Genomic DNA, 26518 nt, shown 5'->3' with positions numbered 1-26518 from the left:
CCTAGTTCCTGGGTCACTGAGCCTGTCGAAGTGTCAGAGCATGCACGAGACGCACTCGGTCATGTCGGTGCCCTCGAGCGCCAGCTGACGCAGACGGATGTAGTAGATCGTCTTGATGCCCTTGCGCCATGCGTAGATCTGCGCCTTGTTGATGTCACGCGTGGTGGCGGTGTCCTTGAAGAACAGCGTCAGCGACAGGCCCTGGTCGACGTGCTGCGTGGCCGCGGCGTAGGTGTCGATGACCTTCTCGTAGCCGATCTCGTACGCGTCCTGGTAGTACTCCAGGTTGTCGTTCGTCATGAACGCCGCCGGGTAGTAGACGCGACCGAGCTTGCCTTCCTTGCGGATCTCGATCTTCGAGGCGATCGGGTGGATCGAGGAGGTCGAGTTGTTGATGTAGGAGATCGAGCCCGTCGGCGGCACGGCCTGCAGGTTCTGGTTGTAGATGCCGTGCTCCTGGATCGACGCCTTGAGCTGGACCCAGTCCTCCTGCGTCGGGATGTGCTTGCCGGCGAAGAGCTCCTTGACCTTCTCGGTCTCCGGGACCCAGGCGCGGTCGATGTACTTGTCGAAGAACTCGCCGGACGCGTAGGTCGAGTCGGCGAATCCGTCGAACGCCGTGCCGCGCTCGATCGCGAGCTGGTTCGAGGCGCGCAGCGCGTGGAACAGCACGGTGTAGAAGTAGATGTTCGTGAAGTCGACACCCTCCTCCGAGCCGTAGAAGACGTGCTCGCGGGCGAGGTAGCCGTGCAGGTTCATCTGCCCCAGGCCGATCGCGTGCGACCGGTCGTTGCCGTCCTCGATCGAGCGGACCGAGCGGATGTGGCTCTGGTCGCTGACCGCGGTGAGCGCACGGATCGCGGTCTCGACCGTCTGGCCGAGGTCGTCGGCGTCCATCGACAGCGCGATGTTCATCGAGCCGAGGTTGCAGGAGATGTCCTTGCCGATCTCCTTGTACGACAGGTCGTCGTTGTAGGTGGTCGGCGTGTTCACCTGCAGGATCTCGCTGCAGAGGTTCGACATGTTGATGCGCCCCTTGATGGGGTTGGCCTTGTTGACCGTGTCCTCGAACATGACGTACGGGTAGCCGGACTCGAACTGGATCTCGGCGACGGTCTGGAAGAACTCGCGGGCGTTGATCTTGGTCTTCTTGATGCGCGGGTCGTCGACCATCTCGCGGTACTTCTCGGTGACCGAGATGTCGCCGAACGGGACGCCGTAGACCTTCTCCACGTCGTACGGCGAGAACAGGTACATGTCCTCGTCGTTCTTGGCGAGCTCGAACGTGATGTCCGGCACCACGACACCGAGCGACAGCGTCTTGATGCGGATCTTCTCGTCCGCGTTCTCGCGCTTCGTGTCGAGGAAGCGCATGATGTCGGGGTGGTGGGCGTTGAGGTACACCGCACCGGCACCCTGACGCGCGCCGAGCTGGTTGGCGTAGCTGAAGCTGTCTTCGAGGAGCTTCATGACGGGGATGATGCCCGAGGACTGGTTCTCGATCTGCTTGATCGGGGCGCCCGCCTCGCGGATGTTCGACAGCAGCAGGGCCACGCCGCCGCCGCGCTTCGAGAGCTGCAGGGCGGAGTTGATGCCGCGGGCGATCGACTCCATGTTGTCCTCGATGCGCAGCAGGAAGCAGCTGACGAGCTCGCCGCGCTGGGCCTTGCCCGCGTTGAGGAAGGTCGGGGTGGCCGGCTGGAACCGACCGGAGATGATCTCCTCGACGAGGTTCACGGCGAGCTTCTCGTCGCCGTCCGCCAGGGCGAGCGCGGTCATCACGACGCGGTCCTCGAAGCGCTCGAGGTAGCGCTTGCCGTCGAACGTCTTCAGCGTGTAGCTCGTGTAGTACTTGAAGGCACCCAGGAACGTCTCGAAGCGGAACTTCTTCGAGTAGGCGAGGTCGTTGAGCTTCTGCACGAAGTCGAACGAGTACTTCTCGATGACGGCGCCCTCGTAGTACTCCTTCTCCACGAGGTAGTCCAGGCGCTCCTTGAGCGAGTGGAAGAACACCGTGTTCTGGTTCACGTGCTGCAGGAAGTACTCCCGCGCGGCGCGCTTGTCGGCGTCGAACTGGATCTTCCCGTTCGCGTCGTACAGGTTCAGCATCGCGTTGAGCGCGTGGTAGTCCAGGCCCTCGTACGCGGGGTTCACCTTGAATGCCACTGTCTCGGTCACTGAAGATTCCACCGTCGTTCCAATCCGTCGCTCACGCGATCCACGTCGTCCTGTGTGCCGAAGATCTCGAGCCGATACAAGTGAGGCACGTGGCACTTGCGGCTGATGATGTCGCCGGCGAGGCAGAACGCGTCGCCGAAGTTGGTGTTGCCCGCGGAGATGACCCCGCGGATGTGGCGCCGGTTGCGCTCGTCGTTGAGGAACCGGATCACCTGCTTGGGCACGGCCCCCTTCTCGACCCCGCGCCCGACGCCCCCGCCGTAGGTGGGGGTGACCAGCACGAAGGGCTCGTCGACGACGAGGTCCTCTTCGTTCCGGTGGAGGGGGATGCGTCGGGCGGGAAGCCCGAGCTTCTCGATGAAGCGCGCGGTGTTACCCGACACGCTCGAGAAGTAGACCAGGAGCGGCGCTGCGGTCGCGACGGCGCTCATAGCTCTCTCCTTGGGTTCCTGAGCCTGTCGAAGGGCCGGGTGGCGAGCCTGTCGGACTACGCCAGGCGGGACGCGAGCTCGTCGATCTTGTCGGGACGGAAGCCCGACCAGTGGTCCTCGTCCGTGACGACGACCGGCGCCTGCATGTAGCCGAGCGCCTTGACCTGCTCCAGGGCCGTCGGGTCCTCCGACAGGTCGTGGATCTCGTACTCGATGCCCTTGGCATCCAGGGCACGGTAGGTCGCGTTGCACTGGACGCAGGAAGGCTTGGTGTACACCGTGATCGACATCTGAACCCCTCAAATCTCTGGTTTCTCCGGCAGACCTCCGCCGGGATCTCAATACTACATATAGGGACGGACATTCGGTGCGACCACAAGGGGTAGTAGTTACATCCGTGTAGTTTTTCCACCGCTCTCTACAGATACAACACAGGTTGTCCACCGTTTCTTCCACAGGCGGACCCCCTCTCCCGGGGTCGTCGACCCGCGGGAAATCGCGGCTGGGAGGAGCCTGTGAGAGATCCATCCACAGGGGGCACCCTAGGAGGGGCTTCCGACATCCCCAGGCCTGTGGAATTCGACCGTCGGCGTGTCCACGGCGTGTCGCGGCGTGTCGGTCACCGGCCCGTCCCTCCGACGTCGCCGCCGCCCGGTACCGTTGTCGAGTGGCGGGCTATCGGGATCTTCTTCGCACGCCGGGAGTGGGCCGCATGATCGCCGCCCAGCTCACCGCGCGCTTCCCCAACGGGATGATGTCCTTGGCGATCCTGCTGCACGTCGAGCAGCAGACCGGATCGTACGGATCGGCGGGCCTCGTGCTCGCCGCGACCAGCGTCGGCCAGGCGGTCGCCGGCCCCATCACCAGCCGGTGGATGGGCGCCTGGGGCATGCGGCGGGTGCTGACCCTCACCCTGTCCGTCTGCGTGATCGCCGTGCTCGGTCTCGGGCTGCTGCCGCTCTCCGTCCCCGGCTACATGGCTCTCGGCATGATCGCCGGCCTGTCGACGCCGCCCGTGCAGGCGGCCGTCCGCACGATCTACCCCAAGCTCGTCAACGCCGGCCAGCTCACGCCCCTGTTCTCCCTCGACGCCTCCCTGCAGGAGATCATCTGGGTGCTGGCCCCGGTGGTCATCACCCTCGTCTCCACCCAGGTCGGCACCATGGAGGGTCTGCTCCTGGTGGCGATCGTCCTCGTCGCCGGCGGCGCGTGGTTCATCCTCTCCCCCGAGGTCGGCCGCGTGCGCATCCCACGCAGCCGCAATGCGCTGGGCAAGGTCGTCCTCAAGCCGCCCGTGCTCCTCGCGACGGTCATCGGCTTCCTCCTCATCGGCGCCTGCTCGGCGGTCGAGGTCGGCGTGGTCGCGACGTTCGAGCACGGCAGCCTCGCCGCGGGCCTCATCCTCGCCGTCTTCTCCGCCGGCAGCCTGGCCGGCGGTCTTGCCTTCGGCCACATCCCGATCGGCCCGTGGGCCATGGCGCGCCGCCTGCTCATCGTCACCGTGGGCCTGGCCCTCACGATGGTGATGCTCAACGTCTTCTGGCTGGGCGGCACGCTCATCCTCGCCGGCGTCGGCATCGCTCCCGCCCTCGCGGTGCTGTTCGCCATCACCACGGCCAGCGTGAAGTTCAGCGAGACCGCCGAGGCCTTCGGCTGGGCGGGCACCGGCCAGCTCATCGGCGCCGCAGCCGGATCGGCGGTCGCCGGCTTCCTCGTCGACGTCGGCGACTGGCGCGGCGCCTACCTGGCCGCCACCATCTTCGCGGGCGTCGGACTGCTCGTCTCGATCGTGTTCGTGCGCTCCTTCCCCGATCTGCGTCACCGCGACGCGAGCCCCCATCCCGATACCGAGCCCCTGGCGGTCACCCCCTCATGAGCCCCTCCGTCCCGTCCTCCTCCCCCGCGATCGTGTGCGTCGGCGAGTCGATGGCGCTGATCACTCCCACCGGCGCCGACCTCGCGTCCGCCGACACGGCGTCGATCACGCACGCGGGCGCGGAGGCGAACGTCGCGGTCGGCGTGGCGGCCGCGGGCCACCGCGCCGCCTGGGCCTCCCGCCTCGGCGACGATCCCCTCGGCCGACGTCTCACCGCCGAGCTGGAACGGCGTCGCGTCGAGTTGTGGACCGAACTCGACGCCGAGGCACCGACCGGTGTGATGTTCAAGGATCCCGGCGTGGAGTCGTCGGCCGTCTACTACTACCGCCGCGGCTCGGCCGCCTCGCGCATGGCACCGGGGTTCCTGTCCCCCGCGCAGCTCGCCGGCGTGCGCATCGTGCACACCACGGGCATCACCCCGGCGCTGTCCGCGACGTGCCTGGCGATGGTCGACCAGCTCTTCGCCGACGCGCGCACCGCCGGAGCCGTCGTCTCGTTCGACGTCAACGACCGCCGGGCGCTGTGGAGCCCGGAAGAGGCGGCCGCCACCCTGGCTCGTCTGGCCGACGCCGCCGACATCGCCTTCGTCGGCCGCGACGAGGCCGAGCGCATCTGGGGCACCGCCACAGCAGCGGAGATCCGCGCCCACCTCCCGCACTGCCGCCTACTCGTCGTCAAGGACGGCGACGTCGGCGCGACGGCGTTCGCGGGCGACGCGGACCCGGTGTTCGTTCCCGCGCCGGTGGTCGACGTTGTCGAGCCCGTCGGTGCCGGCGACGCCTTCGCGTCCGGGTTCCTCGCCGCGACGCTCGACGGCGCCGACCTCGAGACCCGCCTGGCCGCCGGACACGAGGCCGCCGCGCGGGTACTCCGCATCGCGGCCGACCTGCCGCCTCTGGAGCCCGCGCGCTGACGCCGCCCGCCACGCCCCGGCGCGGTCGTAGGCTGGTGCCATGCCCGCTCCCGTCACCCTCCCCCGCCTGAGCTGGGGCGATGTCGCTGCGCCGCGACGCGCCCTCCTCGTGCACGGTCTGGGATCATCCGGCGCGCTCATGTGGCGGCTCGGCGACGCCCTCGCAGCGGCCGGCTGGCACGCGACGGCGGTGGACCTGCGCGGCCACGGAGACGCCCCGCGCACGCTCGACTACTCCGTCGCAGCGTACGCCGCGGACCTCGCCGCCACGAGCCCTCCCGGTGCGGGCGCCTGGGATGCCGTCGTCGGACACTCGCTCGGCGGCGCCGCCGGGACGGTGGCCGCCGCGGACGACGCGGACTGGACACGACGCCTCGTCCTCATCGATCCCGCGATCCCATGTCGTCCAGCAGGACGCGGCCGTCGTCCGCCGCAGCCAGGAACGCGCCTTCGCCGACAACCGCCTCGACGCGGTGCGGCAGGAGCACCCGCACTGGCATCCGCAGGACCAGGAGCTCAAGGTCGACGCCGTCCGGCGGGCGAGCGCGTGGGCGGTCGAGCAGACGAGCGCACAGAACCAGCCGTGGGACGTCCGTGCGCACGCGGCCCGTCTGACCGTGCCCACGCACGTGATCGGGGCCGATCCCGCTGTCTCCAGCATCTTCACCGGGGCCCTCGCCGACGAGGTGCTCGCGAGCAACCCCCGCATCTCCCTGTCGGTCGTGGCCGGCGCCGGCCACTCGGTGCATCGCGACCGCCCGGAGGAATCCATCCGACAGCTCCTGGAGGCTCTGGCATGACCGACTTCGACCCGTCGGCGTATCTCCCCGACGACCTGCTCGACCGCATCCGCGAGCGCGCCCCCCTCCACGACAGGGAGAACACCTTCCCCCAGGCCGACCTCGACGAGCTCCGCGCGGCCGGCTACCTGTCGATCCTCGTGCCGCGGGAGCGCGGCGGCGCGGGACTCGGCCTCGAGCAGGCCGCCCTCCTCCAGCAGCGGCTCGCGGGCGCCGCGCCCGCAACCGCCCTGGCGATCAACATGCACCTCGTCTGGACCGGCGTCGCCAAGGTCTTCTCGGACCGCGGGGTCCCCGGTCTCGAGTTCGTGCAGGACGGCGCCGTGGCCGGCGAGGTCTTCGCGTTCGGCATCAGCGAGGGCGGCAACGACCTCGTGCTGTTCGGGAGCGACACGGCCGCGGTGCCGGACGGCGCCGGGGGTTACGCCTTCACCGGCACCAAGATCTTCACCTCGCTCGCCCCGGTGTGGACGAAGCTCGGCCTGCACGGGCTCGACACCACGAGCCCGGACGCGCCGAAGCTCGTGTTCGCCTTCGTCGACCGCACGTCCGCGGTCACCACCGCCGACGACTGGGACACCCTCGGCATGCGCGGCACCCAGAGCCGGACCACGCGCCTCAACGGGGCCGTCGCGGAGGCGGCGCACGTCGTGCGGCGGATCGACCCCGGCCCGAGCCCCGACCCGATCGTCTTCGGCATCTTCGCGGTCTTCGAGATCCTCCTCGCCTCCGTCTACACCGGAATCGCCCGGCGGGCCCTCGAGCTGGCCGTGGCGACGGCCCATCGGCGTCGCTCCAAGAAGAGCGGCGCCGCGTACAGCCAGGATCCGGACATCCGCTGGCGGATCGCCGACATGGCCCTCGCCTACGACGCCCTCCCTCCGCAGATCGCCGTACTCGCCCGCGATGTCGACGAGCGCGCGGACCGCGGCGCGGGCTGGTTCCCCGCGCTCTCGGGCGTCAAGCATCGCGCGGTGACGATGGCCAAGCACGTCGTCGACGAGGCCATGCTGGTGGCCGGCGGCGGCTCGTACTTCAGCGCCAACGAGCTCTCCCGGCTGTATCGCGACGTCCTCGCCGGCGCGTTCCATCCCTCCGACCCGGAGTCGGCGCACGCCACCGCGGCGAGCGCCTGGCTGGGCCCGATCGAGGCCTGAGCGGGCGCACGCACACCCCGTTGTCCACGACCGTCCGCGGTGCCAAGATCACACCATGGCACCGTCGAAGAAGGACCATACCCTCGACGCGATCTCCAAGACCATCGTCGAGATGCTGCAGGAGGACGGGCGGCGCTCGTACTCCGAGATCGGCCGGATCGTCGGCCTGAGCGAGGCCGCCGTCCGGCAGCGCGTGCAGCGGCTCACCGAGTCCGGAGTGATGCAGATCGTCGCGGTGACCGATCCCATGCAGCTCGGCTTCCACCGGCAGGCGATGGTCGGCGTCAAGGTCGCCGGGGACGCCCGAGGCGTGGCCGAGGCGATCGCCGACATCGACGAGGTCGACTACGTCGTGATCACGGTCGGATCGTTCGACGTGCTCGTCGAGGCGGTGTGCGAGGACGACGACCATCTGCTGGCCCTCGTCAACGATCGCATCCGGCCGATCCCGGGCGTGGTGTCGACCGAGACCTTCATCTACGCGAAGCTCCAGAAGCAGCAGTTCGCCTGGGGCACGCGCTGACGGTCGGTCTCAGCGCGGCCGCGTCTCCTCGCGACGGCGGGCGAGGAGGGCGAGGTGCAGGGCGGCGAGGGTCTCCCCGTCGTCCAGATCCGCGCCGAGCAGGTCGCCGATGAGCGCGAGGCGCTGATAGAACACCGAGCGCGAGAGATGGCTCGCGGCCGCCGCCGCGGAGCGGTTGCCGGGGTGCGCGACGAGGGCGGCGAGGACCGCGAGCAGGTCTCCGCGGCGATCCCGGTCGTGACGGACGAGCGGCTCCAGCATCTGCTCGCTGTGCGCCTGGAGCCGCCGGTCGTCGCGCAGAGCGGATACGAGGCGTTCGAGGGGCCGGTCGGCGACGCGGCGGACCGCCGGCACGTCGCCCCCGGACGGCCGTGCGGCGAGGTCGAGCGCGGCGCGGATCGAGGCCAGGAGGCCGCGGACGCCTTCGGCGCTCGGCCCGACGGTCACGGGCGCACCGTCGGAGAGGTGCGCGAGGACGGCATCGGTCAGCGCGTCGGCTCCGGCGGCCACGAGCAGGACCAGGTCCGCTCCCCGCCGGGCCCCCACCGCGGACAGCCCCGCCGCACGCGCGCGGGCGACGAGCGTCTCGGCGTCCTCGTCCGTGCGGAAGACGAGGCCGGAGACGGTCCCTCCCGAGAGGTCGAGCCCGAGTCTTCGGAGCCGGACCTCGACGTCTTCCTCGCGGGCGAACCGTGCGCCGAGAAGGTCCTCGACGAGGCTGCGATGGGCGAGCACGGTCCACGCCCCCTCCCCATCGGCGAGGCAGCCGAAGGCGAGCGCCGTCGCTCCCAGCTCCAGGACCGTGGACCGACCGGCGGGATGCGGCGGACCCTCCGCCGCGATGAGCCAGCCCCAGCGCACACCGCGCGCCTGCACGGGCACCCGATCGCCGCCCCGCTCCGCCTGGCGGAGGGCCTCGCCGACCGGGGCGCGGAGCGCTTCGACCGCGACGACCTCCCCCGCCGGATTCTCGAGGTGGACCGGGGCATCGAGCGCGCGGGCGACCTCGGACACGATGAGGTCGGCCGGCGCGCCGCGGAGGCTGAGGGTCGTGAAGAGGTCGTGCAGGCGCTGACGCTCGCGGAGCGCCGCGGTCTGGGCCTCGATCAGCGCGCGGTGCACGGCCTCGGTCACCGCGACGAACTTGACCTCCACCCCGAGCGCGATCAGGGCGAGGCTGGAGGCGGCACAGGCCTCGACGACCGCGGCCGGGACGCGGGGCATCCGCGGGCCGAGTTCGATGACGATGCCGGACACCCCCACCGCCGCCAGCTCCGCCACGAGCACGCGCAGCGCTACGGGGTTCGTCGGCCAGGCCGCGCCGGTCGTGAGCAGCAGCTCGCCGCCGTCGAGCAGGCGGGCGACGGCGGCGCTGTCCGAGGCGTGGACCCACCGCACCCCGGCGTCGAGCGCCGGGCCCCCGACGAGGACGGTCGGCGCCCCCGCCTGCACCACGGGGAGCGCGAGCACGTCCCCGACGCACAGCGCCGAGGATGGTCGTTCCGGACGATGTGTCCGATCCACCGAGAAGTCCTGACGCTCTGCCACTCCGCACCCGCTCCGTTTCCTGTCAGCATGGGCCGAGCCCCAGCGTAGCGACCCTCGGTCAGAGTGTGCGAGACGCGATCCCCTCTGCGAAGGAGCACCCGTGGACATCGTCCGTCACGTCATCAACGGCACCGAGACCGCCGAGGCGGCGCGCCGCGGCCCCGTCTTCGACCCGGCGACAGGTGCCGTCACGAAAGAGGTCGCACTGGCCTCGGCCACCGAGGTCGACGCCGCGGTGGCCGCCGCTGCTGCCGCCCTGCCGGCGTGGCGGGAGACGAGCCTCATCAAACGCGCCGACGTCTTCTTCCGGCTCCGTCAGCTCCTCAAGGAACGGACGGACGAGCTCGCCGCCATCGTCACATCCGAGCACGGCAAGGTCCTGTCCGACGCGGCCGGCGAGGTGTCCCGCGGCATCGAGAACGTCGAGTTCGCCGCGGGGCTCGTGCACCTGCTCAAGGGCGAGCGCAGCGAGCAGGTCGCCCGCGGGGTCGACGTGCACTCCGTGAAGCAGCCCGTCGGCGTGGTCGCGGCCATCACCCCGTTCAACTTCCCGGTCATGGTGCCGCTGTGGATGGTCGCCTCCGCGATCGCGTGCGGCAACACCGTCGTCCTCAAGCCCAGCGAGAAGGATCCGTCCGCCGCGGTCTGGCTCGTACGGCTGTTCCGCGAAGCCGGTCTCCCGGACGGCGTCCTCAACGTCGTGCACGGCGACCGGGAGGCCGTCGACGCGCTCCTCGAGTCCCCGCAGGTGCAGGCGGTGAGCTTCGTCGGGTCGACCCCGATCGCCCGGTCGATCTACGGACGGGCGTCCGCCGCCGGGAAGCGTGTGCAGGCGCTCGGCGGCGCGAAGAACCACATGGTCGTGATGCCCGACGCCGACATCGACGCGGCCGCCGATGCCGCCGTCTCCGCGGCCTACGGCTCCGCGGGCGAACGCTGCATGGCGGTGTCCGTACTCGTCGCCGTGGGCGACATCGCCGACGACCTCGTCGCCGCGATCGCCCGCCGCATCGACGGCCTCTCGATCGGCCCCGGCACGGACCCGGCGAGCGAGATGGGGCCCCTCATCACCGCGGAGCACCGTGACCGGGTCGCCTCCTACGTCACGGAAGCTCCCGGCGAGGGCGCCACGGTCGTCGTCGACGGCACCACCAAGCCGTTCGACGGGGAGGGCTTCTTCCTCGGGGTGAGCCTGATCGACGACGTCACGCCCGGCATGCGCGTCTACGACGACGAGATCTTCGGCCCGGTCCTGTCCGTCGTGCGCGTGGGCTCCTACGCGGAGGCGGTCGCGCTCGTCAACACGAACGCCTACGGCAACGGGACCGCGATCTTCACGCGCGACGGCGGGACGGCGCGGCAATACGAGTTCGACATCGAGGTCGGCATGGTCGGCGTCAACGTCCCGATCCCGGTGCCCATCGGCGCGTACTCGTTCGGCGGGTGGAAGGACTCGCTCTTCGGCGACGCGCACATCTACGGCCCGGAGTCCGTGCACTTCTACACGCGGTCGAAGGTCGTGACGACGCGGTGGCCCGACCACACCCCGTCGCAGATCGACCTCGGCTTCCCGAGCAACCACTGACGAGGAGCGATCACGATGACGACCTTCACCGACCGCCACGGACTCTCCTTCCCGCTCCCCGCCCCGGACGCCGAGGCGCAGGTGCGCGCCGACGACCGCGCCCACGTCTTCCACTCCTGGAGCGCGCAGGCGCTGATCGACCCGCTGCCGGTCGCCACCGGTCGGGGCTCGACGTTCTGGGACTACGAGGGCAGCGCCTACCTCGACTTCTCCAGCCAGCTCGTGAACCTCAACCTCGGCCACCAGCACCCGGACCTCGTCGCAGCGATCCAGCAGCAGGCCGGGCGGCTCGCCACCATCCAGCCGTCGATGGCCAACGATGTGCGCGGGGAGCTCGCCCGTCTCATCGCCGAGGTCGCTCCCGACGGGTTCGAGAAGGTGTTCTTCACGAACGGCGGCGCGGAGGCGAACGAGTACGCGGTGCGAATGGCCCGGCAGGCCACGGGCCGCCGGAAGGTGCTCTCGATGTACCGCAGCTACCACGGCTCCACCGCGACCGCGATCTCCCTCACCGGCGACCCCCGCCGCTGGGCGAACGACGTCACGGACACCGGGGCCGTGCGGTTCTTCGGACCGTACCTCTACCGCTCCCCGTTCCACAGCGAGACGACCGAGCAGGAGACGGAGCGCGCCCTCGCGCATCTGGAGCAGACCATCCAGCTCGAGGGACCGCAGACCATCGCCGCGATCATCGTCGAGACGGTCGTCGGCACCAACGGCGTGCTGCTTCCTCCGCCCGGCTATCTGCCCGGGGTACGCGCGCTCTGCGATCGCTACGGGATCGTCTTCATCGCGGACGAGGTGATGGTGGGGTTCGGCCGGCTCGGCGAGTGGTTCGGGATCGATGCCTTCGACGCCCGCCCCGACCTGATCACCTTCGCGAAGGGCGTGAACTCGGGCTACGTCCCCCTCGGCGGCGTCGTGATCTCCGACCGCATCGCCGCGGCCTTCGACACCGTCCCGTTCGCGGGCGGACTGACGTACTCCGGGCACCCTCTCGCCTGCGCCGCCGGTGTGGCCACGTTCGAGGTGTTCCGCCGCGACGGCATCCTGGAACGGGTGCGCGACCTCGGCGAGCGGGTCGTCGGTCCGACCCTGCGCTCGTGGGCGCAGTCGCATCCGAGCGTGGGCGAGGTGCGCGGTCGCGGGCTGTTCTGGGCGGTGGAGCTCGTGCGGGATCAGCAGACCAGGGAGCCGCTGGTGCCGTTCAACGCGAGCGGTGCCGACGCCGCCCCGATGACGGCGTTCGCCGCCGCCGCGAAGCGGGCAGGGGTCTGGCCCTTCACGCACTTCCACCGCGTGCACATCGCTCCGCCGCTGGTGATCGAGGAGGCGGAGCTGGTGCGGGGTCTGGGGGCGATCGAGGAGGCGCTGGCGGTCGCCGACGGGTACGCGGTCGGCTGAGAGGCGTCCCCCGCCGGCCGCTACTTGCGGTCGAAGTCGAACGCCTTGAGGAGCTCGCCGACGGCCTTGTCGCGCTCCTCGCCGCCGTCCTCGAACATGTGGGTGACGTGCGTGCGCAGGTGGTTCTCCAGCAGCAAACGGTTGAGCGACTCGAGGGAGCGCTGGATCGCGCGGGACTGCGTGATGATGTCCATGCAGTACTCCTCGTTCTCGATCATCCGCGCGACGCCGCGCATCTGACCCTCGAGGATGCTGGTGCGGTGCAGGGCGCGCTTCTTGATGTCTTCGATCACGTATCGAGGCTACTCGCCCCGTGAAAGGATGACGTCATGCCGCGAACACCCACGACGCTGCTCTCCGTCGCCGACCAGGAGCGCCGGCGCGCGCTGCGGCGGATGAAGGCCGTCGCGCTCGGGGCGCTGATCTTCATGGCCCTCGCCTTCGTCGTCGCGTTCGCGTTCCAGGAGCGGGTCGGCGGGCTCGCGTACGTCCGCGCCGCGGCGGAGGGCGGCATGGTCGGCGCGCTGGCGGACTGGTTCGCGGTGACCGCGCTGTTCCGCCGTCCGCTCGGCCTGCCCATCCCGCACACTGCGATCATCCCGAACCGCAAGGACGAGATCGGCCGCACGCTGGGCGAGTTCGTGGAGACGAACTTCCTCGCCGCCGACGTCGTGCGCACCAAGCTGACCAGCACCGCGATCGCCCTCCGCGCCGGGGAGTGGCTCCGGGAGACCCCGCATGCCGAGCGCGTGGCGGCCGAGGGGGCGACGGTCGCGACGGCCGTGCTGAACGCCCTGAGCGACGACGACGTGCGCGATCTCCTCGCCGACCTCGCGCGCGAGCATCTCGTCGCGCCGGAGTGGGGGCCGCCCGCCGGAGCGTGGCTGGAGAAGATCGTGGAGGCGGAGGCGCACCACGGTGCCGTCGACCTCGCGGTGGACAGCATCGGGCGATGGCTCGACGCCAACGCGGCCTCCTTCACCGGACTCGTCTCCCGGCGTCTCCCCGGATGGATGCCGAAGATCGCGCACCGCCTCATCGACGACACGGTGTACAACGAGGCGGTCAAGTTCGTCCGCGCCGTGCAGGCCGACCCGCGGCATCCGGCCCGCCTCGCGATCGACGGGTACCTGTCCCGCCTCGCGGACGCCCTGCAGAACGATCCCGCGACGCGCGAGAAGCTGGAGAACGCCAAGGCCGCGCTCTTCGACAGCCCGCGCGTCGGCGCCCTCGCCGCGGAGGCGTGGAACACCGCCAAGAACGGACTCCTCACCTCCCTCGCCGACCCGGAGAGCGGGCTGCGGCGCCGCGCCGTGCAGGCGCTGCAGGAGGTCGGCGGGCGGCTCACGACCGACGCCGCCCTGCAGCGCCGCGTCGACACGTGGGTCTCCGATGCGGCTGTCTTCCTCGTCGACCGGTACCGGCACGACATCGCCTCGATCATCACCGACACCGTGGAGCGCTGGGATCCCGCCGAGACCACCGAGAAGATCGAGCTCATGGTCGGCCGCGACCTGCAGTACATCCGCCTCAACGGCACCGTCGTCGGCGCCCTCGCCGGCCTCGCGATCTTCACCGTCGCCCACGCCCTGATCCCGGGAGTCTGACATGGCACTGTCCCACGATCCGCTCTGGCCGCGTGCCGGCGCCTGGCCCGCGTTCGAGGGCACGGCCGATGCGGTGCTGCTCGGCGTCCCGACCTGGCGCACCTCCCTGTCCCCGACCGGGGCGCACGCGACCCCGGCCGCGATCCGCGAGGCGCTCCCCCGCTACGGCACGACGGTCCTCGGCCCACCGACGATCGATCTGGACGAGGTGCTCCGCATCGCAGACGCCGGGGACGTGCCGGAGCCGGACGGCGATGCGGGAGAGGCGCGGACGATCGAGCGGGTCCGGGAACTCGCGGGAGCGTCAGACCTCGTCATCGCCCTCGGCGGCGACAACTCCCTCACCTACCCGGTCGCGCTCGGCGCCCGGGCGACGGGCCTGATCACGTTCGACGCCCACTTCGACCTGCGCGACGGCGTCTCCAACGGCACCCCGGTGCGGCGGCTCGTCGAGGACGTCCCCACCGCGGCAGGCGTCCCGACGGCCCGCATCGACCCCACCCGGATCGTGCAGATCGGCCTCGCCGACTTCGCGAACTCCGCCGCCTACGCCCGCCGCGCGGCGGACTGGGGCATCCGGGTCATCACCCTCGACGACGTGCGCCGTCGCGGCATCGCCGACGTCGTGGCCGAGGCGGTCGAGGTCGCGGGCGCGGGCGACGCCGCCCGGGTACACCTCGACATCGACGTGGACGTCTGCGACCGCGCGGTCGCACCGGGGTGCCCGGCCAGCGTCCCCGGAGGCCTGGCGGCGTGGGAGCTGCGCGCCCTCACCCGTGGTGTCGCCGCCGATCCGCGGGTCGCGAGCGCCGACATCGCCGAGGTCGACGCGACCGCGGACGCCGAGGACGGTCGCACCGTGCGACTCGCTGCCCTCTGCGTGCTCGAGCTGCTCGCGGGCCTCGCGGCACGCTGAGCAGAGGAGCGGCTCAGGCGACGTGCCTGATCAGCGCACGACCAGCTCAGGCGTGATGAGTGCGTGCGCCGAGCCGGACTCGACCCGGCGCGGTGCGACCACATCCCCCGTCGGCCCCATGAGCATATGCAGGATCGCCTCCGCGACATCCTCCGGTCGCTGTTCGACGCTGGAGAATCCCAGTGCTTCGGCGGTGGGGGTGTTGTCGAACCCGATGACCGGGACGGCCTTCCCGGCATCGGCGAGGCCGAGCAGGGCCCCCACGGCGAGAGAGTCGCTGGCGCAGACGACGGCGTCCGCCCGGACGCCGTCTTCCAGCGCGCGGGTGATCGCCCGACGCGCCTCGGGAACCGAGTCCTCGGCGACGACCCGGGCGCCGTACGCCCCCGCCTCCGTGAGGGCCTCGCGCCACCCGCGTTCTCGATCGTCCCCCGTGCCCGACCCCGACGGCCAGCCCAGGAAGGTCACCGCGCTCCCGTGCTCGAGCGCATACGTCGTCGCCGCCCTGGTGCCCGCCGCGCCGTCCACGTCGACCCAGAGATGGGTCGGATCGGAGATGTCGTCGTCCCCCCACGGCCGGCCGAAGGAGATGAACGGCAGACCGAGCGCGTCCAGCCGCGTGACACGGGGATCGTCACGCACGGTGCCGGTGAGGATCGCCGCATCGATCTCGGATCCGTCCCATAGTTCGGCGAGCCGACTGAGTTCCTCCTCCGGGGTCCGTGCCGCGTACACGAGCATGCGCATGCCGCGATCACTCGACCGCTCTGTGATGGCGTGCACGAAGCGATCCAGCACCACCCCCGAGATGCCGCCCAGATACGGGTCGAGCCGGATGCCGATCGTCGAGCTCCGACGCAGGCGCAGCCGGCGAGCCGCCGCGTGCCGACGGTAGCCGAGCTCGTCGATGGAGGCGAGCACGCGCTCCCGGGTGGCCGGCCGGACGATGTCCGGGGTGTTCAGGACGTTGGACACCGTCTGGCGGGAGACGCCGGCGTGCGCCGCCACATCCTCCACCGTGGGGGCCTTGGCCATCGCACTCCTCGATCCCGGCGGCTTGACACGTCCGCACTGCCGCACCTAGCGTATTCCATGCAGAGTTTGATCGTTCAAATTCCTGCCCGCCGGCCCTCATCAAAGGAGAGAGAGACATGACACGGCAGACCACACGCGCCTGGCTCGGCGCCGGAGCGGTCCTGATCACCACCACCCTCGTGCTCACCGGGTGCGGGTCCGGGTTCTCGGGCGAGGGGCAGAGCGAGGGCGACACGGACCTCACCTCCTCCGACGACGGCCTCACGATCCTCATCGGCTCGTCGGGCGACGCCGAGACCGCCGCAGTGCAGTCGGCGCTCGACGCCTGGTCCGAGGAGTCCGGCACCGAGGTCGACCTCCAGGTGGCGAGCGACCTGGCGCAGGAGCTCTCTCAGGGCTTCGCCGCCGGAAACCCCGCCGACCTCTTCTACCTCGCACCCGAGCAGATGGCCGGGTACGCCTCGAACGGCTCCCTCCAGGCGTACGGCGACGAACTCTCGAACAAGGACGACTTCTACCCCTCCCTCGTCGAGAATTTCACCCTCGACGGCACGTTCTACTGCGCGCCCAAGGACTTCTCCACGCTCGCGCTCGTGATCAACACGCGCATGTGGGCGGAGGCCGGTCTCACCGATGCCGACCTCCCGAAGAGCTGGGACGATCTCGCGGCCGTCGCGCAGAAGCTCACCACCGCCGACCACGTGGGTCTGGCCTTCGGCGCCGAGTACCAGCGCGTCGGTACGTTCATGGCACAGGCCGGCGGCGGGCTCGTGAAAGACGGCACGGCGATCGCGGATGATCCCGCGAACCTCGAGGCGCTGGAGTACGTGCAGACCCACCTCGTCGACGGCACCTTCGCCTACGCGAAGGACGTCGGGGCCGGCTGGGGCGGTGAGGCACTCGGGAAGGAGCTCGCCGCGATGGTGATCGAAGGCAACTGGATCACCGGTGCGATGGCGAACGACTTCGGCTCCGTGGACTACACCGTCGCCGAGCTTCCCGAAGGACCGGGCGGCCCGGGCACCCTGCAGTTCACGAACTGCTGGGGCATGGCCGCCGACAGCCCCAACCAGCAGGCGGCCCTCGACCTCGTCGAGTACCTCACCAGCGCCGACAGCCAGCTCGCCTTCTCGAAGGCGTTCGGCCCGATGCCGTCGATCACCTCCGCCGCCGACCAGTGGACCGCTGATAACCCGGACCTCGCGCCCTTCCTCGCGGGAGCGGACTACGCGCAGTTCCCGCCCAACCAGGACGGCGCTGCGGACGTGATCGCCGACTTCAACGCGCAGCTCGAGTCGCTGAAGACGGGAGACCCCGCACAGATCCTCGGCACCGTGCAGTCGAACCTCGAAGCGATCGTCGAGTAGCGATGGCGGGACACGCCCTGTCTCGCCGCGGGGGAGCCTCCGGACTCCGCCGCGGCGAGGCCGCAGCGGGGTGGCTCTTCACGGCGCCAGTCATCCTCATTCTCGGGGTCTTCTTGCTGGTCCCCGTGCTCATGGCCCTGTGGGTCAGCATGTCGGACTGGGCGGGGCGCGGCAGCCCCCTCTCGCCGTCGGTCTCGTTCGTGGGCACGGAGAACTACTCGGCCGTGCTGGCCGACGGCGACCTCGCGACCAAGGACTTCGGGACCGCGCTGCGCAACAACTCCTGGTACGTGCTGCTCGTCGTGCCCCTGCAGACGGCCATCGCCCTGTTCCTCGCCGTCCTGGTGAACAGAGCGGTGCTGCGCGGCCGCGGGTTCTTCCGGACCGCGTACTACTTCCCCTCCGTCACGAGCTCGGTGGCGATCACGGTGCTCTGGCTCTTCCTGTTCTCCGCGAGCGGAGCGGTCAACAGCGTGCTCGCCTGGTTCGGCTTGAACGGTCCGAATTGGTTCAACGACCCCCGCGGCATCGTGCATCTCGCGCTCAGCGGCGTCGGCATCGACACAGGGCCCGCAGCGCTCACCAGCGGCGGGATGCTGGGCATCTCCTGGTGGGAGTGGCTCGCCGGTCCGTCGATCGCCATGAGCGCGTACATCCTGATGGCCATCTTCACGACCTCCGGCACCTTCATGCTGCTCTTCCTCGCCGGTCTGCAGAATCTCGGCGCGGACGTAGACGAGGCGGCCATGATGGACGGGGCGAACGGGTGGCAGCGGTTCTGGCGAGTGACCCTGCCGCAGCTGCGGCCGACGCTGTTCACGGTGCTCACCCTCGGGCTCATCGGCTGCTGGCAGGTGTTCGATCAGATCTACACCGGCACCCGTGGCGCCCCCAGCAAGACGACCCTCACCCCGGCGTATCTGTCGTACAAGACGGCGTTCACGGACCAGGAGTGGGGTCAGGGCGCCGCGATCGCCTTCATCCTCTTCGTCATCATCGTGATCTTCACGCTGCTGCAGCGCTGGGTGCTGCGCGACCGGCCGGTATCGCGGCGCCGCATCCGCGCGTACGAGGTCGCGCGCGAGGGAGGGACATCATGAGGCTCTCCCGCACGCAGCTGACCTGGCAGATCGTGCTGTACACCGTGCTGATCGCGCTCGCCGTCATCTACATCTACCCGTTCCTGATCCAGGTGTTCACGAGTTTCAAGACGGACGAGGATGCCGCGAGCTCCGGCGTGAACCTGCTCCCGGAGTCGTGGACCTTCGCCGCCTACGAACGGCTCTTCGCCAACTCCGACTTCCCGTCGTGGTTCGTCAACAGCGCCATCGTGACGATCTTCGTCACCGCGGGGCGGGTGTTCTTCAACTCCCTCGCCGGATACGCGCTCGCACGTCTGCGCTTCCGCGGTCGAGGAGTCGTGTTCGCGGCTCTCGTCGCCGTGATGTCGGTGCCGACCGTCGTCCTCCTCATTCCGAAGTTCCTCGTCATCAACCAGCTCGGCATCTTCAACTCCTACGCAGGCATGATCCTGCCGCTGCTGGTCGACGCCGCTGGCGTCTTCATCATGAAGAACTTCTTCGAATCGATCCCCGTCTCGGTCGAGGAGCAGGCGCGGATCGACGGAGCCGGGGCGTTCCGGACCTTCTGGTCGGTCGTGCTCCCGATGGCGACGCCCGCTCTCATCACGATCGTCATCCTGTCGTTCCAGGGGTCGTGGAACGAGCTCAGCCACTTCATCGTGTCCACGAACGACCCCGCACTGACGACCCTCACGAAGGGTGTCGCCTCGCTCGCCAGCGGGCAGCTCAGCCAGGGCACCCAGTACCCGCTCAAGCTCGCGGCGGCGCTCATCATGACGATCCCCGTCGCCGTGATGTTCTTCATCTTCCAGCGCCGCATCATGAATTCCACCGAAGGAGCCGTCAAGGAATGACCGACCGCCCCCACCTCCAGCCGCTGCTCGACGACGCCGTGGTCGTGCTCGATGCCCCCACCCAGGTCTGGTCCGACCGCGACGGCGACGTCGGCGGCGCCCCGATCCACGGCGTCTACCATGGCGACGTCCGTCATATCGCCGCGATCGGACTCGAGGTGCGGGACACCGCCCTGGAAGCCATCGCCTGCTCGTCACCGGTCCCGCAGCGTGCGCTGTTCACCGGCCTGCTGCGCGGACTCGACGATGCCGCCGCCGATCCGAAGGTGCGCCTCGATCGGGATCGCGCCGTCGAGCCCGGGAGACTGACCGAGACCCTGCGGGTGTCCTCGCACCTCGAGCACGAGGTGACGGCCGAGCTCGCGGTGCGCATCCGCCCAGATTTCACCCCCATGCAACTCGTCAAAGCGGGGGTGACCGGGGGCGAGGAGTGGTCGTGGGACGGCGAGCGCTGCCGCGCAGGGCAGGCCTCGTTCACGCTGCGCGCTGTGGACGCCGCCGTGTCGATCGACGGTCGGGAGATGCTGCTCGCCTGGCGAGTGACCGTCCCTCCGCGCGGCGAGGCTGAGGTGACGTGGTCGGTCGACCTCGACGATCCGACCCTGGTCGTGACGTCGTCGCCCCGGACAGCCGGCGTCCGTCCCGTCCCCACCGGAGCGGACCCTCGCACCGCGCGCTGGCTGGAGCGCGCCTGCGCCGACCTCGACGCCCTGCGACTGGCCCTGCCGGACCAGCCGGACGAGGCGTTCTACGCCGCGGGTGCTCCCTGGTTCTTCACCCTGTTCGGACGGGACTCGCTCTGGGCAGCCCGTCTCGCCCTCGCCGCCGACCGCGACATCGCCGCCTCCACCCTGCGGGTGCTCGCGCGTCTCCAGGGCACGGCGCACGACCCCGGCACCGCGGAGGCCCCGGGCAAGATCGCGCACGAGCTCCGTAGCGCGGAGCTCGCCCTCCCCGGCGAGGGCGTGCTGCTGCCTCCGCTCTACTACGGCACGGTCGATGCAACACCGCTGTGGATCTGCCTCCTCGCCGACGCGCGCGAGGCCGGCCTGACGATCACGGAGCTGAGGGACCTGGAGCCCGCGTTGCGCGGCGCATTGACGTGGATGATCGAGCACGGCGACGCCTCCGGCAGCGGCTTCATCGATTATGCGGATGAGTCGGGCCACGGCTTGGCGAATCAGGGTTGGAAGGACTCCGGCGACTCGATCCAGTGGCGCGACGGTCGTCTGGCGGAAGGCCCCATCGCGCTCAGCGAAGTGCAGGGATACGCCTACGAGGCCGCGGTGCGCGGAGCAGCGCTCCTCGACGAGCTGGGCGCGGCCGGCGGCGACCACCTGCGTTCGTGGGCGGCGGACCTGCGGCGACGCTTTCGGGACGCCTACTGGGTCACCACGCCGGAGGGGCGGTACCCCGCCATCGCCCTCGACGCCCACGGCGCCGCGGTCGACACGCTCACCAGCAACATCGGCCACCTCATCGGCACCGGGCTGCTCGATCCGGACGAGGAGCGCGCCTGCGCGGAACTGCTCGTCGGTGAGACGATGTCGAGCGGCTACGGCGTCCGCACGATGTCCACGGAGGCCTCGGGGTACTGGCCGCTGAGCTACCACGGCGGCAGCGTGTGGACGCACGACACCGCGATCGCCGTGCACGGGATGCTCCGCGCCGGCCTCACGGATCATGCCGGACGCATCGCCGCCCAGCTGCTCGATCTCGCCGAGGGTTTCGACTACCGCGTGCCGGAGCTGCACTCGGGCGAACCCCGCATCGTCGGCGGCAGACCGGTCCCCTACCCGGCCGCCTGCCGTCCACAGGCGTGGTCCGCCGCTGCCGCCGTGGTCTGCGCCGAAGCCCTGCGGTAACGGGCGGGACGGTCAGACGACGGCCGTCCCGTCCTTCCAGACGCGCTGCACCAGCGGCACACCCGGGCGATACGCCAGATGCACGCGGGAGGGGGCGTCGAGCAGCACGAGGTCGGCGCGCGCCCCGGGGGTGATCCGGCCGATGTCGTCCCGCCGGAGTGCCCGCGCCCCGCCGGCGGTGGCGGCCCAGACCGCCTCCGCCGTGGTCATGCCCATGTCCCGCACGGCGATGGCGATGCAGAAGGCCATGGACGACGTGAAGCTGGACCCCGGGTTCGTGTCGCACGCCAGCGCAACTGTCACACCCGCGTCGAGGAGTCTGCGCGCATCCGGATAGGGCTGGCGCGTGGAGAACTCCACGCCGGGTAGCAGCGTGAGCACCGTGTCCGACGCGGCGAGCGCGGCGATGTCCGCGTCGGTGAGGTAGGTGCCGTGATCCACCGATGCCGCCCCCAGCTCGACCGCCATCCGCACGCCGTCGCCCGGACCGAGCTGGCTCGCATGCACCCGAGGAGCAAGGCCCCGGGCCCTGCCCGCCTCCAGGATCCGTCGCGACTGCGCCACCGTGAAGGCGCCGGTCTCGCAGAAGACATCGATCCACCGGGAGTGCGGGGCGCAGGCGTCGAGCATCGGCCCCACGACGAGGTCGACATAGGCATCGGGATCGTCGGCGTACTCGACCGGGACCACGTGCGCGCCGAGGAACGTGACCTCCGGCGTCACCTCGGCGGCGAGGCGCACGAGGCGCTCCTCCTCCGCGACGGCGAGACCGTAGCCGCTCTTGATCTCGACCGTGGTGGTCCCCTGCGTCCGCAGCTCCTCGATGAACCCGTGCAGTCGGGCACGCAGCTCGTCGTCGGTCGCCGCCCGCGTCGCCTGGACCGTCGACCGGATGCCGCCCGCCGCGTAGGGCTGTCCCGCCATGCGCGCCTCGAACTCCGCCGCCCGATCGCCGCCGAAGACGAGGTGACTGTGACTGTCGACGAATCCGGGGATCACGGCCCGACCTCCGGCGTCGACGATCTCGTCGGCCGCGGGAGCCGCAGCGGACGAACCCACCCACGCGATCCGCGCGCCGTCGATCAGCACGGCCGCCTCGCGGAGCGTGCCGGCCGGGTCGCCCCCCGCGGCGACGTTGGTCGTCAGCTCCCCGATCCCGGAGATGAGCGTCGTCGTCACAGCATCGGCACCTTCAGTCCGCGGTCGCGGGCGACCTCCTTGGCGTGGTCGTACCCGGCGTCCACGTGTCGCATGACACCGGTGCCGGGGTCGTTCGTCAGCACCCGGGCGAGCTTCTCCGCCGCGAGGGCCGAACCGTCCGCCACCGTGACCTGCCCGGCGTGGATCGAGCGTCCGATCCCCACGCCGCCGCCGTGGTGCAGCGACACCCACGACGCCCCGGAGGCGGTGTTGAGGAGGGCGTTGAGCAGCGGCCAGTCGGCGATCGCGTCGGAGCCGTCCTTCATGGCCTCGGTCTCCCGGTACGGCGACGCGACGGAGCCGGAGTCGAGGTGGTCACGGCCGATGACGATCGGCGCGGACAGCTCTCCCGAGGCGACCATCTCGTTGAACTTCAGTCCGGCGAGGTGCCGCTCCTGGTAGCCGAGCCAGCAGATGCGCGCCGGCAGACCCTCGAAGTGGACGGCCGACCCCGCCTTGTCGAGCCAACGGTGCAGGGCCGTGTCCTCGGGGAAGAGCTCGGCGATCGCGCGGTCCGTCTTGAAGATGTCCTCCGGGTCTCCGGACAGCGCCACCCAGCGGAACGGTCCTCGCCCTTCCTCGAACTGCGGGCGGATGTAGGCGGGGACGAATCCGGGGAACGCGAACGCCCGGTCGAAGCCGCCGAGCTGCGCCTCCGCGCGGATCGAGTTGCCGTAGTCGAACACGGCCGCCCCCGCGTCCTGGAAGCCGACCATCGCGGCGACGTGGGCGGCCATCGACTCCCTCGACCGCCGGGTGAACTCCTCGGGATCGCGCGCCGCCTCCTCCTTCCACCGGGCCACGTCGACACCGATCGGCAGGTACGCGAGGGGGTCGTGGGCGCTGGTCTGGTCGGTGACCACGTCGATGGGCACGCCCCGCCGCAGGAGCTCAGGGAAGATCTCCGCGGCATTGCCCACGACGCCGACCGAGAGGGCGTGACCGGCGTCCTTCGCCGCGACGACCCGGGCCACCGCCGCATCGAGGTCGGTGGAGTACTCGTCGAGGTACCGATGCTCCACACGGCGGGCCAGCCGCGTCTCGTCGACGTCCACGATCAGGACCGCGCCCTCGTTGAGGGTCACGGCGAGGGGCTGCGCCCCGCCCATCCCGCCCGCACCGGCCGTCAGCGTCAGCGTCCCCCGCAGGGAATCGCGCCCGAGCGAGCGGGCGACCGCGGCGAACGTCTCGTACGTCCCCTGCAGGATGCCCTGCGTGCCGATGTAGATCCAGGAGCCGGCGGTCATCTGGCCGTACATGGTCAGCCCCAGCTCCTCCAGACGGCGGAACTCCGGCCAGGTCGCCCAGTCGCCGACGAGGTTCGAGTTGGCGATGAGCACGCGCGGCGCCCACTCGTGGGTGCGGAACACGCCCACCGGCTTGCCGGACTGGACGAGCAGCGTCTCATCCGGCTCCAGCTCGTCGAGCGTGCGGACGATCGCCTCGTACGCCGCCCAGCTGCGTGCCGCCTTGCCCGTCCCGCCGTAGACCACCAGGTCTTCCGGGTGCTCGGCGACCTCGGGATCGAGGTTGTTCATGAGCATGCGCTTGGCCGCCTCGGCGCCCCAGCTCTTGGCGGTGCGCTCGGCACCGCGGGCTGCGCGTACCGTGCGCGCTGCGTTCTCCTCAGTCATGCATGTGCTCCTTTGCGACACGGGCGATGGCACCCGACTGGACGAGGGCGGTCACGGCCTCCATCTCGGGCGAGAGGTGGCGGTCAGGGCCGGGGCCGGCGGCGACCGTGCGGATGAGATCGCGCACGGCGCCGGTCGCCGGGCCCGCCTCGAGCGGCGCGCGGAGATCCAGCGCGCGGGCGGCGGTGAGGATCTCGATCGCGAGGACGCGGGAGAGGCCGTCGATCGCCCGACGCAGCTTCCGTGCTGCGGCCCAGCCCATCGAGACGTGGTCCTCCTGCATCGCCGAGGAGGGGATGGAGTCGACCGAGGCGGGAACCGCGAGACGCTTGAGCTCCGAGACGATGCCGGCCGCCGCGTACTGGGCGATCATCAGCCCGGAATCGACCCCGACCTCCGCCGCGAGGAACGGCGGGAGCCCGTGGCTGCGGGCCGGATCCAGCGCGCGGTCGGTGCGCCGCTCGGACACGGAGGCGACGTCGGCGATCGAGATCGCCAGGAAGTCGAGGACCGCCGCGACGGGCGCCCCGTGGAAGTTGCCGTTCGACTCGATGCGGCCGTCGAGGGTGATGATCGGGTTGTCGATGACGCTGGAGAGCTCGCGCTCCGCGATCATTTCGGCATACCCGAGCGTGTCGCGCGCGGCGCCGTGCACCTGCGGCGAGCAGCGCAGGGAGTACGCGTCCTGGACACGGCCGTCTTCCGGGCCCTTGTGGCTCGCGACCATCGGCGACCCGGCGAGCAGCGCCCGGAGGTGACCGGCGGATACCGCCTGCCCCGCCTGCGGACGCAGCGCCATGAGATCGGCGGCGAACACCGCATCGGTGCCGAGCTGCGACTCCACCGACATCGCCGCCGCCACATCCGCGGTCAGGAGCAGCGTCTCCAGATCATGGAGCGCGAGCACCAGCGTGCCGAGCATCCCGTCGGTGCCGTTGATGAGGGCGAGGCCCTCCTTCTCCACGAGCGTGAGCGGTGCGATGCCGGCGTCCGCGAGGGCGTCGGCCGCCGGGATGAGCCGGCCCGCGCTGTCACGCACATCGCCCTCGCCCATGGCCGCGAGGGCGATGTGGGCAAGGGGCGCGAGATCCCCGGAACACCCCAGCGAGCCGTACTCGCGGACCACCGGCACGATGCCCGCGTTGAGCAGCGCGGCGTACGTCTCGACCACGACGGGGCGAACCCCAGTGCGGCCGGACGCGAGCGTCTGCAGGCGCAGCAGCTGGAGCCCGCGTACGACCTCCCGCTCGACCTCGGCGCCGGTTCCCGCGGCGTGGGAGCGGATGAGACTCGCCTGCAACTGCAGTCGCCGTTCCGGAGCGATGAACGTCGTCGCCAACGCGCCGAAGCCCGTGGACACCCCGTAGTGCGGGTGCGGGTCCGCGGCGAGGCCGTCGATCACTCGCCGGGTCTCGGCGACCCTGGCCAGCGCCGCAGGGTCGACGACGACGGGCGCATCGTGACGGACGACGCGGACGACCTCCGCCGGGGAGAGAGGGGCGGCGCCGACGAGGACAGGGGCTGGATCGCTCATGTCTCGATTCCACACCCGCGGGGTCGACGTGCACACGGCTTCGTGGCAACCTGTGTCTGTGATCCCAGACATCTCCGAGACCGCTGACGCCCAGGTGCCGGCCGCGGCGCAGACCCTGCGCATCCTGAGCTACTTGGCGGGCCGGCCGGCGCCGGTGGCCGCGTCCGCGATCGCCCGCGAGCTGGCTCTTCCGCGATCGACGGTCTATCACCTGCTGCGCACGCTCGCTGCCCACGGCTTCGTGCTCCACCTCCGGGAGGAGCGCCGGTGGGGGCTCGGGACATCGGCGTTCGAACTGGCGGGGGGCTATGCACGGCAGCAGCCGTTGGCGCGACTCGGCCGGCCGCTCATCGCCGCTCTCTCCGACCAGCTCGGGGAGAGCGCGCACCTGGCGGTCATGAGCGGCGGGGATGTGCTCTACATCGTCGAGGAGCGTGCGCCCCGGCGGCCGGCGCTGGTGACCGACGTGGGCGTGCGCCTCCCCGCGCACCTGACCGCGACCGGGCGGGCGATGCTCGCCGCCCTCCCCCGCGAACAGGTCCGGGCGCTGTACCCGGAGGCGTCGGCGTTCTCCGACCGCACCGGGCGAGGGCCCCGCCGCCCCGGGGAGCTGCGCGAACTCCTCCGGGACGTACGCTCTCGGGGCTATGCGACGGAGGACGGCGAGGTCGCGGAAGGTCTGCGTTCGGTGGGCGCCGTCGTGCGCGACGTCGCCGGCTGGCCGGTCGCCGCGGTCGCGGTCACCTGGGCCGGCGACGACGGTGCAGAGGTCGTGCTGGCGAACGCGGTGCGCGAGACAGCGGCGACGCTCGAGGCGCGCCTGGCCCGCTGAGGCGACGCCTCACGCGTTAACGCAAGAAGGCCACCCAGCATTGGGTGGCCTTCTTGACTAAAAGGAGTCCGGCGGTGTCCTACTCTCCCACAGGGTCCCCCCTGCAGTACCATCGGCGCTGTGAGGCTTAGCTTCCGGGTTCGGAATGTGACCGGGCGTTTCCCTCACGCTATGGC

22 protein-coding genes, 1 rRNA gene and 1 pseudogene are annotated in these 26518 nt (G+C 70.7%); 14 read left to right on the top strand and 10 right to left on the bottom strand.

Annotation, left to right across the window (positions count from 1 at the left end; genetic code table 11):
• Positions 1 to 33: 33 nt before the first annotated feature.
• Genes nrdE through nrdH form a run of 3 tightly spaced genes read right to left on the bottom strand, consistent with a single transcriptional unit; the run spans position 34 to position 2899 of the window.
• A complete protein-coding gene (gene nrdE, locus AC2W7E_RS07990) occupies positions 34 to 2178 on the bottom strand; it encodes a class 1b ribonucleoside-diphosphate reductase subunit alpha (RefSeq protein ID WP_029989124.1) in 2145 nt (714 codons plus the stop codon).
• The gene (nrdI, locus tag AC2W7E_RS07985) at positions 2175 to 2609 is read right to left on the bottom strand and encodes a class Ib ribonucleoside-diphosphate reductase assembly flavoprotein NrdI (RefSeq protein WP_071329095.1); all 435 of its coding nucleotides are present in this window, start codon (positions 2607 to 2609) and stop codon (positions 2175 to 2177) included. Before nrdI ends, nrdE begins: the two co-directional genes overlap by 4 nt.
• A gap of 56 nt (positions 2610 to 2665) precedes the next feature.
• Positions 2666 to 2899, bottom strand: coding sequence for a glutaredoxin-like protein NrdH (gene nrdH, locus AC2W7E_RS07980; protein WP_017202656.1), 234 nt, complete (start codon positions 2897 to 2899; stop codon positions 2666 to 2668).
• Between the two features lie 422 nt (positions 2900 to 3321).
• Between nrdH and AC2W7E_RS07975 the strand changes: the two genes are divergently transcribed.
• From AC2W7E_RS07975 to AC2W7E_RS07955, 5 genes and pseudogenes are all read left to right on the top strand, one after another.
• Entirely contained in the window at positions 3322 to 4485 is a 1164-nt protein-coding gene (locus AC2W7E_RS07975; protein ID WP_485988882.1) for an MFS transporter, read from the top strand.
• Positions 4482 to 5399: a sugar kinase gene (locus AC2W7E_RS07970; protein ID WP_303708739.1), complete on the top strand. Its 918-nt coding sequence runs from the start codon at positions 4482 to 4484 to the stop codon at positions 5397 to 5399. Before AC2W7E_RS07975 ends, AC2W7E_RS07970 begins: the two co-directional genes overlap by 4 nt.
• A gap of 40 nt (positions 5400 to 5439) precedes the next feature.
• Positions 5440 to 5874, top strand: a pseudogene (locus AC2W7E_RS07965) (alpha/beta hydrolase); the annotation flags it as partial.
• A gap of 321 nt (positions 5875 to 6195) precedes the next feature.
• On the top strand, positions 6196 to 7356 hold the full coding sequence (locus tag AC2W7E_RS07960) for an acyl-CoA dehydrogenase family protein (protein WP_303708737.1): 1161 nt from the start codon (positions 6196 to 6198) through the stop codon (positions 7354 to 7356).
• A gap of 55 nt (positions 7357 to 7411) precedes the next feature.
• Positions 7412 to 7879 carry an Lrp/AsnC family transcriptional regulator gene (locus tag AC2W7E_RS07955; protein ID WP_025102615.1) on the top strand — a complete coding sequence of 156 codons (468 nt, stop codon included), beginning with the start codon at positions 7412 to 7414 and terminating at the stop codon, positions 7877 to 7879.
• A gap of 9 nt (positions 7880 to 7888) precedes the next feature.
• Here the strand turns inward: AC2W7E_RS07955 and AC2W7E_RS07950 are convergent, their stop codons facing one another.
• Complete coding sequence (locus AC2W7E_RS07950) at positions 7889 to 9349, bottom strand: PucR family transcriptional regulator (protein WP_485988881.1); 1461 nt, start codon at positions 9347 to 9349, stop codon at positions 7889 to 7891.
• 178 nt (positions 9350 to 9527) lie between these two features.
• Between AC2W7E_RS07950 and AC2W7E_RS07945 the strand changes: the two genes are divergently transcribed.
• Positions 9528 to 11012 carry a CoA-acylating methylmalonate-semialdehyde dehydrogenase gene (locus AC2W7E_RS07945; RefSeq protein ID WP_485988880.1) on the top strand — a complete coding sequence of 495 codons (1485 nt, stop codon included), beginning with the start codon at positions 9528 to 9530 and terminating at the stop codon, positions 11010 to 11012.
• Positions 11013 to 11027: 15 nt separating this feature from the next.
• Positions 11028 to 12416, top strand: a complete 1389-nt coding sequence (locus AC2W7E_RS07940; RefSeq protein WP_315108685.1) for an aspartate aminotransferase family protein — start codon at positions 11028 to 11030, stop codon at positions 12414 to 12416.
• A 20-nt stretch (positions 12417 to 12436) separates the two neighbouring features.
• Here AC2W7E_RS07940 and AC2W7E_RS07935 read toward each other — a convergent pair whose 3' ends face one another.
• Positions 12437 to 12709, bottom strand: coding sequence for a metal-sensitive transcriptional regulator (locus AC2W7E_RS07935; protein WP_025102619.1), 273 nt, complete (start codon positions 12707 to 12709; stop codon positions 12437 to 12439).
• Positions 12710 to 12745: 36 nt separating this feature from the next.
• Here AC2W7E_RS07935 and AC2W7E_RS07930 point away from each other — a divergent pair, with 36 nt between their 5' ends.
• Together AC2W7E_RS07930 and AC2W7E_RS07925 are read left to right on the top strand one after the other, a co-directional pair.
• On the top strand, positions 12746 to 14023 hold the full coding sequence (locus tag AC2W7E_RS07930; protein ID WP_485988879.1) for a DUF445 domain-containing protein: 1278 nt from the start codon (positions 12746 to 12748) through the stop codon (positions 14021 to 14023).
• Position 14024: 1 nt separating this feature from the next.
• Positions 14025 to 14939 carry an agmatinase family protein gene (locus tag AC2W7E_RS07925; protein ID WP_315108680.1) on the top strand — a complete coding sequence of 305 codons (915 nt, stop codon included), beginning with the start codon at positions 14025 to 14027 and terminating at the stop codon, positions 14937 to 14939.
• A gap of 30 nt (positions 14940 to 14969) precedes the next feature.
• Here the strand turns inward: AC2W7E_RS07925 and AC2W7E_RS07920 are convergent, their stop codons facing one another.
• Complete coding sequence (locus AC2W7E_RS07920; protein WP_485988878.1) at positions 14970 to 15974, bottom strand: LacI family DNA-binding transcriptional regulator; 1005 nt, start codon at positions 15972 to 15974, stop codon at positions 14970 to 14972.
• A gap of 116 nt (positions 15975 to 16090) precedes the next feature.
• On the opposite strand from AC2W7E_RS07920, the gene AC2W7E_RS07915 reads away from it, so the two are divergent.
• Genes AC2W7E_RS07915 through AC2W7E_RS07900 form a run of 4 tightly spaced genes read left to right on the top strand, consistent with a single transcriptional unit; the run spans position 16091 to position 21142 of the window.
• Positions 16091 to 17341: a sugar ABC transporter substrate-binding protein gene (locus AC2W7E_RS07915; RefSeq protein WP_485988877.1), complete on the top strand. Its 1251-nt coding sequence runs from the start codon at positions 16091 to 16093 to the stop codon at positions 17339 to 17341.
• A 2-nt stretch (positions 17342 to 17343) separates the two neighbouring features.
• Positions 17344 to 18441: a carbohydrate ABC transporter permease gene (locus tag AC2W7E_RS07910; protein WP_485988876.1), complete on the top strand. Its 1098-nt coding sequence runs from the start codon at positions 17344 to 17346 to the stop codon at positions 18439 to 18441.
• A complete protein-coding gene (locus tag AC2W7E_RS07905; protein WP_485988875.1) occupies positions 18438 to 19277 on the top strand; it encodes a carbohydrate ABC transporter permease in 840 nt (279 codons plus the stop codon). The genes AC2W7E_RS07910 and AC2W7E_RS07905 overlap by 4 nt, the downstream gene beginning before the upstream one ends.
• A complete protein-coding gene (locus AC2W7E_RS07900) occupies positions 19274 to 21142 on the top strand; it encodes a glycogen debranching N-terminal domain-containing protein (protein ID WP_485988874.1) in 1869 nt (622 codons plus the stop codon). Before AC2W7E_RS07905 ends, AC2W7E_RS07900 begins: the two co-directional genes overlap by 4 nt.
• Before the next feature lie 12 nt (positions 21143 to 21154).
• Here the strand turns inward: AC2W7E_RS07900 and hutI are convergent, their stop codons facing one another.
• The 3 genes from hutI to hutH are packed head-to-tail and all read right to left on the bottom strand — an operon-like array spanning position 21155 to position 25510.
• Positions 21155 to 22321, bottom strand: a complete 1167-nt coding sequence (gene hutI / locus AC2W7E_RS07895; protein ID WP_485988873.1) for an imidazolonepropionase — start codon at positions 22319 to 22321, stop codon at positions 21155 to 21157.
• Positions 22318 to 23976, bottom strand: a complete 1659-nt coding sequence (gene hutU / locus AC2W7E_RS07890) for a urocanate hydratase (protein WP_085605458.1) — start codon at positions 23974 to 23976, stop codon at positions 22318 to 22320. Before hutU ends, hutI begins: the two co-directional genes overlap by 4 nt.
• A complete protein-coding gene (gene hutH, locus AC2W7E_RS07885; RefSeq protein ID WP_025102624.1) occupies positions 23969 to 25510 on the bottom strand; it encodes a histidine ammonia-lyase in 1542 nt (513 codons plus the stop codon). Before hutH ends, hutU begins: the two co-directional genes overlap by 8 nt.
• A 94-nt stretch (positions 25511 to 25604) precedes the next feature.
• Here hutH and AC2W7E_RS07880 point away from each other — a divergent pair, with 94 nt between their 5' ends.
• On the top strand, positions 25605 to 26342 hold the full coding sequence (locus AC2W7E_RS07880) for an IclR family transcriptional regulator (protein ID WP_315109555.1): 738 nt from the start codon (positions 25605 to 25607) through the stop codon (positions 26340 to 26342).
• Positions 26343 to 26408: 66 nt separating this feature from the next.
• Here AC2W7E_RS07880 and rrf read toward each other — a convergent pair.
• Positions 26409 to 26518 (bottom strand): 5S ribosomal RNA (rrf, locus tag AC2W7E_RS07875); the annotation flags it as partial.

Source organism: Microbacterium sp. CFSPD4_SD4 (assembly GCF_057364585.1).
The sequence above is the reverse complement of the archived record's forward strand: the minus strand, read 5'-3'. Positions and strand labels throughout refer to the sequence as shown.

Excerpts from the sequence above, each read along its gene's own strand:
- nrdI (WP_071329095.1), bottom strand. The coding sequence starts at position 2,609 with ATGAGCGCCGTCGCGACCGCAGCGCCGCTCCTGGTCTACTTCTCGAGC.
- nrdH (WP_017202656.1), bottom strand. The coding sequence starts at position 2,899 with ATGTCGATCACGGTGTACACCAAGCCTTCCTGCGTCCAGTGCAACGCG.
- AC2W7E_RS07975 (WP_485988882.1), top strand. The coding sequence starts at position 3,322 with ATGATCGCCGCCCAGCTCACCGCGCGCTTCCCCAACGGGATGATGTCC.
- AC2W7E_RS07970 (WP_303708739.1), top strand. The coding sequence starts at position 4,482 with ATGAGCCCCTCCGTCCCGTCCTCCTCCCCCGCGATCGTGTGCGTCGGC.
- AC2W7E_RS07960 (WP_303708737.1), top strand. The coding sequence starts at position 6,196 with ATGACCGACTTCGACCCGTCGGCGTATCTCCCCGACGACCTGCTCGAC.
- AC2W7E_RS07955 (WP_025102615.1), top strand. The coding sequence starts at position 7,412 with ATGGCACCGTCGAAGAAGGACCATACCCTCGACGCGATCTCCAAGACC.
- AC2W7E_RS07940 (WP_315108685.1), top strand. The coding sequence starts at position 11,028 with ATGACGACCTTCACCGACCGCCACGGACTCTCCTTCCCGCTCCCCGCC.
- AC2W7E_RS07930 (WP_485988879.1), top strand. The coding sequence starts at position 12,746 with ATGCCGCGAACACCCACGACGCTGCTCTCCGTCGCCGACCAGGAGCGC.
- AC2W7E_RS07925 (WP_315108680.1), top strand. The coding sequence starts at position 14,025 with ATGGCACTGTCCCACGATCCGCTCTGGCCGCGTGCCGGCGCCTGGCCC.
- AC2W7E_RS07920 (WP_485988878.1), bottom strand. The coding sequence starts at position 15,974 with ATGGCCAAGGCCCCCACGGTGGAGGATGTGGCGGCGCACGCCGGCGTC.
- AC2W7E_RS07915 (WP_485988877.1), top strand. The coding sequence starts at position 16,091 with ATGACACGGCAGACCACACGCGCCTGGCTCGGCGCCGGAGCGGTCCTG.
- AC2W7E_RS07910 (WP_485988876.1), top strand. The coding sequence starts at position 17,344 with ATGGCGGGACACGCCCTGTCTCGCCGCGGGGGAGCCTCCGGACTCCGC.
- AC2W7E_RS07905 (WP_485988875.1), top strand. The coding sequence starts at position 18,438 with ATGAGGCTCTCCCGCACGCAGCTGACCTGGCAGATCGTGCTGTACACC.
- AC2W7E_RS07900 (WP_485988874.1), top strand. The coding sequence starts at position 19,274 with ATGACCGACCGCCCCCACCTCCAGCCGCTGCTCGACGACGCCGTGGTC.
- hutU (WP_085605458.1), bottom strand. The coding sequence starts at position 23,976 with ATGACTGAGGAGAACGCAGCGCGCACGGTACGCGCAGCCCGCGGTGCC.
- hutH (WP_025102624.1), bottom strand. The coding sequence starts at position 25,510 with ATGAGCGATCCAGCCCCTGTCCTCGTCGGCGCCGCCCCTCTCTCCCCG.